This is a genomic window from Actinomadura darangshiensis (assembly GCF_004349235.1).
Taxonomy (GTDB): Bacteria; Actinomycetota; Actinomycetes; order Streptosporangiales; family Streptosporangiaceae; genus Spirillospora; species Spirillospora darangshiensis.
The window spans coordinates 1-5,713 of sequence record NZ_SMKY01000437.1 but is presented as its reverse complement, the minus strand read 5'-3'; the positions used below and the strand labels follow the sequence as shown (position 1 = coordinate 5,713).

The window sequence follows — 5,713 nt, the reverse complement described above, 5'->3', positions numbered from 1 at the left end:
GGCGGGGGTCGGGCAGCCGAGGTGGTTGGCGGGTGGGTTCGGCGTTGCGTCGTGCCGCTTGCCGCAGGGTTTCGGCGCGTCCGGGGGTTTCCGGCGGTAGTGGGCGGGTGGTCAGGGTGAACGCCGGGGTCTCTTGGGAGGAGATGATGAGGCGGGCGGCGGCCTGGTAGGCGCCCAGGTTGGCCAGGTCGTGGTCGGTGAGGTTCGGCCAGGTCATGTGGGCCAGGTCGCGGGCGTCTTGGGGGGAGGTGGCGAAGAAGATCTTGTTGCGGGCGTTGGCGGCGACGGCGTCGCGCATGCTGGGCGGGAACTGGGTGAGGTTCTGGTGGGCGAGCGTCATCGACAGCCGGTAGGCGCGGGCCTCGGCGAGCATCTCTTCGATGCCGTGCGGCAGGTTCAAGAACGCGTGCGCCTCGTCGACGTACAGGGCGGCGTCGCGGCGGGTGGCCTCGTCTTGGTAGGCGCGGGCGGTGGTGGTCTCCCACACTTTGGCCAGCACGATGGAGCCCAGCAGCCGGGCGGTGTCGTCGCCCAGGGTGCCTTTGGGGACGCGGACCAGCAGGATGCCGTCATGGTCGAGCAGGCGGCTGGTGTTCAGGCCGGGGCCGGGTGTTCCGACGATCTGCCGGACGAACGGGCGCAGCAGAAAGTGGCGGAGTTTGTTCATTACCGGGCCGATGGCGTTGGCGCGTGCTTCTGGGGACAGCCCCGCGTACCAGCTCCAGAACCCGGCCAGGATGTCGTCGTCGCCGATGCGGTGGACGGCGCGGATCCGGTAGGCGTCTCGGGTCAGTAGCCGGGGTACGTCGGCGAGTGTGGCGCGGGGGACTTGTTGGAGGGTCAGGACGGCCGAGCGCAGGATGTCGTCGGTGCGTGGCCCCCAGGAGTCGGCGAAGATGCGGTGCACGATGCCGACCAGGTTGTCGCTGACGAGGTTGGCGTCCGGGCCGGACAGCACGCTCAAGGCGGGCGGTGGGGTGGTGTCGGGGTCGATCAGCCACACCCGGCTGCTTGCCGTGTCGGGTAGGCGCCCGAGCAGGTCGTTGATCAGGTCGCCGCGGGGGTCGATGACCACGGCGGCGCGTCCGGCGGCGGCGTCGGCAAGGATCATCTGGGCGAGCAGGGTGGATTTCCCGGACCCGGTGGCGCCTACAACGTGCAGGTGCTGGCGGCTGTCGCTGACCCGTACGGCGACGGGGCGGGCGGCCCCGGCGTCACTGTCACCCAGCGGTTTGGTGCCGTGCCCGCCGGCCGGTACGGCCGGTGGCGGTGGTACAGCGTTCGCTCCGGCGCGGGACAAACCGGGGACGGCCGGGTCGTAGGGCAGGTGCGCGACCGCGGCCAGCTCACCGATCGACAGCAGGTCACCGCGGCGCATCTGGCGGGAGTTGATGATCTCGGCGGCCCGGCGCAGACGGTGCCGCTCGAAGTAGTTACGGCCGGAGAAGACGGCGAAGGCCGACGCCAGGGCGTGCGCGCGTCCCCGCGCCCACGCGCGTGCCGCCTGCTCATCAGCGGTGACAGAGGTGGCGGCTGAGTAGTGCACTGCGACTTCGAAGCGAGGGGCAGCGGCTTTGTCGAGGATCGCCCGGATCTCGCCCGCTCGCTCGGGGTGTGCGGCGGCGACCGTGGCCGGTCGGGGCGACCGGCTGCTCATGCCGGGGGTGAGCAGGTCGAGTAGCCGGCCGACGGGGTTGGGGTGGTGCGCGCCACGCAGGACGGCGGCGGCTTTGGCCGCTCGTGCGAGGCGGCTTCCGGTGGCCGGTCGGGCGAGTACCTGCACCACGGCGCGCTGCCCGTGGCTGAGGCCCGAGGCGGCGCCCAGGAGCGCCCGGATCGGATCGGTGCGCTGATCGGCGGCGATGGGGTGGTGATCGGGGCGGGCCAGCCGCAGCGTCCCGCTGGCGGTGACGGCCCCGGCGGGGACGAGGAGTTGCGGGTCGAGGACCTGGGTGCGGGCGGCGGGCCAGGCCGCTTCGACGGCACGCGCGACCAGCCCGGCGGGGACCGGTCCGCAGACCCAGACTTGGATGGCCAGTTCCGTTCCGGTCCAGCAGTATTCGAAGGCCACGTGCGGCTGCCCGAAGATGATCCGTCGCCACCGGGGGCGCAGCAGCCCGATCAGGTTCGCCCACCAGGCTGCGGCGGCCGGCGGGTCGACCTGAGGTGGGACCTGCACCTGCACCACGCGAGCACCGGCGGCCAGGTGCGTGTGCCTCTTGGTGATCATCAGGCTGCGCACCGCTGCAATGAGCGTGATCCCGGTGACGCCGAGCACGATCACCAGCGGTAGGTGGGCGAGCAGGAACTGCGTCGCCAGGTCCCACCAGTGCGCGAGTGTGCCCAGCGGGTCGGCGACCAGCCGCCCCAGCGGCGAGTCCGCAGGGGCGCGGCGCGGATACTGTGACGGGGACTTCGACGGTGAGGGCGCGACCGTCGGGGCCGGATGCGGACGTCTTGTGCCCAGCGGCACCGCGGTGAGGGCATCGGCGATCACAGCGGGTCCTCGACGTCATCGGGCCGGCTCAGATCGGCTGCACCGCCGAACCCGGCCCCGGGGGTCCCCGTTTCGCCGATGTCAGCGAGGAACTCCGGGCCTGTCTCGCACAAGGCGTGCTCGGCCGGACTGGACACCACATCGAAGGCGACCCGGTCGGTACCGGCCGCCAGGAGACCCTGCCCCTGGCGGGCTGAGGCCAGCAGCTGGCGTTCACCTTCGGTGAGTGAGAACGCGTCGGCGACCTGGTCCAAGGCTTGAGGGGCCTGGCGCAGCAGGATCTGGGTCGCGCTGTTGGACACCACCGCACGGCCCAGGTCGCTGGAGAGCACGTCGCCGGCGTCCTGGGTGACGACCGTGAGCCCGGCCCAGTACTTGCGGGCGGCCTTGGCCATCCGGAACAGGAACTTGGCGCCCTCGGCTTGGCGGAGCAGAAGCCAGCCCTCATCGACCACCACAAGCCGCGGCCTGCGGTTGTGAGGGTCGGCTACCCGCCGCCAGATCGCATCGAGGGTGAGCAGGGTGCCGACGGTTTTCAGTTCGTCGGGCAGATCGCGCAGCGAGAAGACGATCAGGTGCGAGTCCGGGCGGGTGGTGGTGGGCCCGTCGAACAGGCCGCGCCAGGTGCCGGTCACAAACGGCGCCAGCCGCGCGGCGACCTCGCCGGCCTTGGGGTCGCCGTCGTCCTGCAGGGCCTTGGCGAGGTCGGCCAGCAGGGGAGGTTGCCGGTTCCAGGTGCGTGGGTCGGCGGTGAGCCCGGCCGTGTGGTAGGCGGCGACGATGCCGCGGTCCAGCGCGGCGCGGGCCGCCGGGTCGAGCGGTTCCTCCAGAAGGACGCTGATGAGGGTGTGGATGAACAACGCCCGGCGGGTCAGCGCGTCCCGGGTGCGATGTGCGCCGGGCGGCAGGTCGAAGGGGTTGAGGCGGACGCCTTGGGCGCCGAGCGCGAGGTGGGCGCCGCCGACGGCGTCGGCGAGGCGCTGGTATTCGTTTTCGGGGTCGATGACGCAGACCTCGACGCCGGTGTAGGCCGAGCGGAGGATTTCCAGTTTGGCCAGGTAGCTTTTCCCGCCGCCGGAGCGGCCAAGGATGACGGAGTTGTGGTTGTCCTGGGCGAAGCGGTCCCACATCACCAGCGACGACGACCCGGTGTTGGTGCCGTACAGGACTGTGTGCCGGCCGAGGCTTGTGTGCAGGTCCGGGGAGGTGAACGGGAACGCCGCCGACAACGCCGAGGTGTCGAACGTCCGCCGCACCCGGAGCAGATCGGTGCCCAACGGCAGAGTGGAGATCCAGCCCTGCAGAGACCGGAAGGTGGCGGGTTTGGCGTCGATCAACAGCGCGGCGGCCAGCGCCCGCACTCGGGCGACCTCGTCCTCCAATTGCTCGGCGGTGCTTGCGTGGACGGTGAGGTACACCCCGACGCGAAACAGCCGGCCCTGCCCGCGGGCCAGCCGGGCGGCGAGCTCGTGGGCGTCCTCGGTTGCGGCTTCGGCCTGGAAGTCGACCAGCCGGCCGTGCTCGTGGTCGGCGCGGGCGCCCGCTTCCAGGCGGGCGAGTTGGCGCCGCAACCGGGCCGCGGCTACCTGGGGCGGGATCGGCTCGACGTGCAGGGCCACATCGAGGCGGCCGGGGTAGGTCAGCAGCGGCTCCAGCCAGCCGAGCCCGACCTCTCGCGGATACCCGGTGATCGTCAGCGAAGCACAAGCTCCGTGTCCCAGGTCCAGGCGTCGGGGCCCGACCTCGATCGCCGGTGGCCCGATTCCCATCTCCGCCGACCCGGAACCGCCGGAAGGGCGGCTGAGACGACGATAGACACCACGAAGTGTCGCCAATGCGGTCATCGCCCGGCCTCCGTGGTTCCGGCGCGCCCGTGCTGGTCATCGGGTGTGGTGATGGCCGAGTTGGCGGTGATGGTCTGGCCGGGCGGCGCCGTGCCCGGATCCATCGGCGGGGCGGTGGGATCGGCGGCCTGGCCGAGCACGGCGGCGGCCTCGTCGGCTGCCAGCACTCGTGCGTTGATCCCTGCTGCGGCTAGCGCGCGGGCGGTCTGTTCGGCGCGGCGCAACACCCGGGTGGCAGCCCCGCCCACATCCCGTCCCCGGTCACCGGCCCCGCTCGTCCCCGGGGAGGGGCCGATGCTGCTGTTCGCGGGCGGGCCGTAGGGTTCGCGGAGCACCACGAGGACTTGGCGGGCCAGCAGTTCCCGGGTTGCGGCCAGCTCGGACAGGAAGGCCGCGTGGTCGATCGCGGCCTCCTCCAACGCTGGATGCGGCAATCCGGCCGCCTGCTCACGCAGCCCACCGATCGCCGGGTGCAGATTGACCGGCTGAGCGTGCACCAGAATCTGAGCCGGCCCCGACAACGAGTTCAGCCAGGAGGCGAACGCGCCGACCAGACCGGCCTGCTCGCCCGGGGTACGAAGCGCGAAACTCACCGTGCTGCACGCTACGAACGCCGCAACACCGTCGGGGCCCAGATCGATCACGCCATCAGCGCGGATCGCGTGCACAGGCAGTTTCAACGGGGCCGGCAATGCAGGCGCGTTCCCATGCGGCGGGCCGGCGATCGCCCAGCCGGGCAGGGCGGGCACCCCCTCGGGAGCGACCACCAGGCGGCGCGGCCGGCTGCGCTGGGCGAGGGCATAGATCAGCAGCCGGTCCAGCCCGACACCGTCGCGCTCGCCCAGCGCCAGCGCCGCAGCCGCGCCGAGAACCGCAACCGCGATGACGGCGAAGACCGGCAGCGGCACCAGCGAGTCGGTGCCCACAAGACCCAGCCACACCGCTGCTACGGCGGGAATGAGGATGGCCAACTGGCGGACGGTCAGATTCGCCAGCACGCGATCATCGCGCTCAACGTCGGCGGGGATGGTCACCGTGTATGGCTCCTGCATCAGATACCTCCTTGAGAAACGGACCTGCGGGACGGGCATCGTGGGGGACACTCGGCTCGATGCCGGGTCTGCGGGCTAGGTGGGCGGTTGCCATGGCCGGTTCGGAGGTGGTGGCGGCCACCCCCGCCGATTCGATTCGGCACGACGCGGCGGGGGTGGAGGCCGACGCCAGTCACCGGCGTACGGGCGCGCCCAGGTGGTGTTCGGGTTGCCCCACCGCTGTTGCTCCCCGACGGTGTCGGGATCGGGGCGGCCACGGCGCGTCCGCGCATGCCCGGCGGGGTCCGGCGGCATCCACCGCTGATCCGGCTGTCCCCAAC

General features: G+C 71.9%; 3 protein-coding genes. All 3 read right to left on the bottom strand.

The features are described from left to right. Positions 1-2,497: type IV secretory system conjugative DNA transfer family protein (locus E1293_RS43860; RefSeq protein WP_132205565.1), on the bottom strand; the 2,497-nt coding region annotated here is incomplete at its 3' end. Beyond that, on the bottom strand, positions 2,494-4,266 hold the full coding sequence (locus tag E1293_RS43855) for a VirB4 family type IV secretion system protein (RefSeq protein WP_207939470.1): 1,773 nt from the start codon (positions 4,264-4,266) through the stop codon (positions 2,494-2,496). The genes E1293_RS43855 and E1293_RS43860, both read right to left, overlap by 4 nt. A gap of 71 nt (positions 4,267-4,337) precedes the next feature. Beyond that, a complete protein-coding gene (locus tag E1293_RS43850) occupies positions 4,338-5,393 on the bottom strand; it encodes a PrgI family mobile element protein (RefSeq protein ID WP_243717460.1) in 1,056 nt (351 codons plus the stop codon). Between the last annotated feature and the right edge of the window lie 320 nt (positions 5,394-5,713).

Bases quoted from the DNA above. Each gene is read 5' to 3' on its own strand.
- E1293_RS43855 (WP_207939470.1), bottom strand. From the start codon at position 4,266: ATGGGAATCGGGCCACCGGCGATCGAGGTCGGGCCCCGACGCCTGGAC.
- E1293_RS43850 (WP_243717460.1), bottom strand. From the start codon at position 5,393: ATGCAGGAGCCATACACGGTGACCATCCCCGCCGACGTTGAGCGCGAT.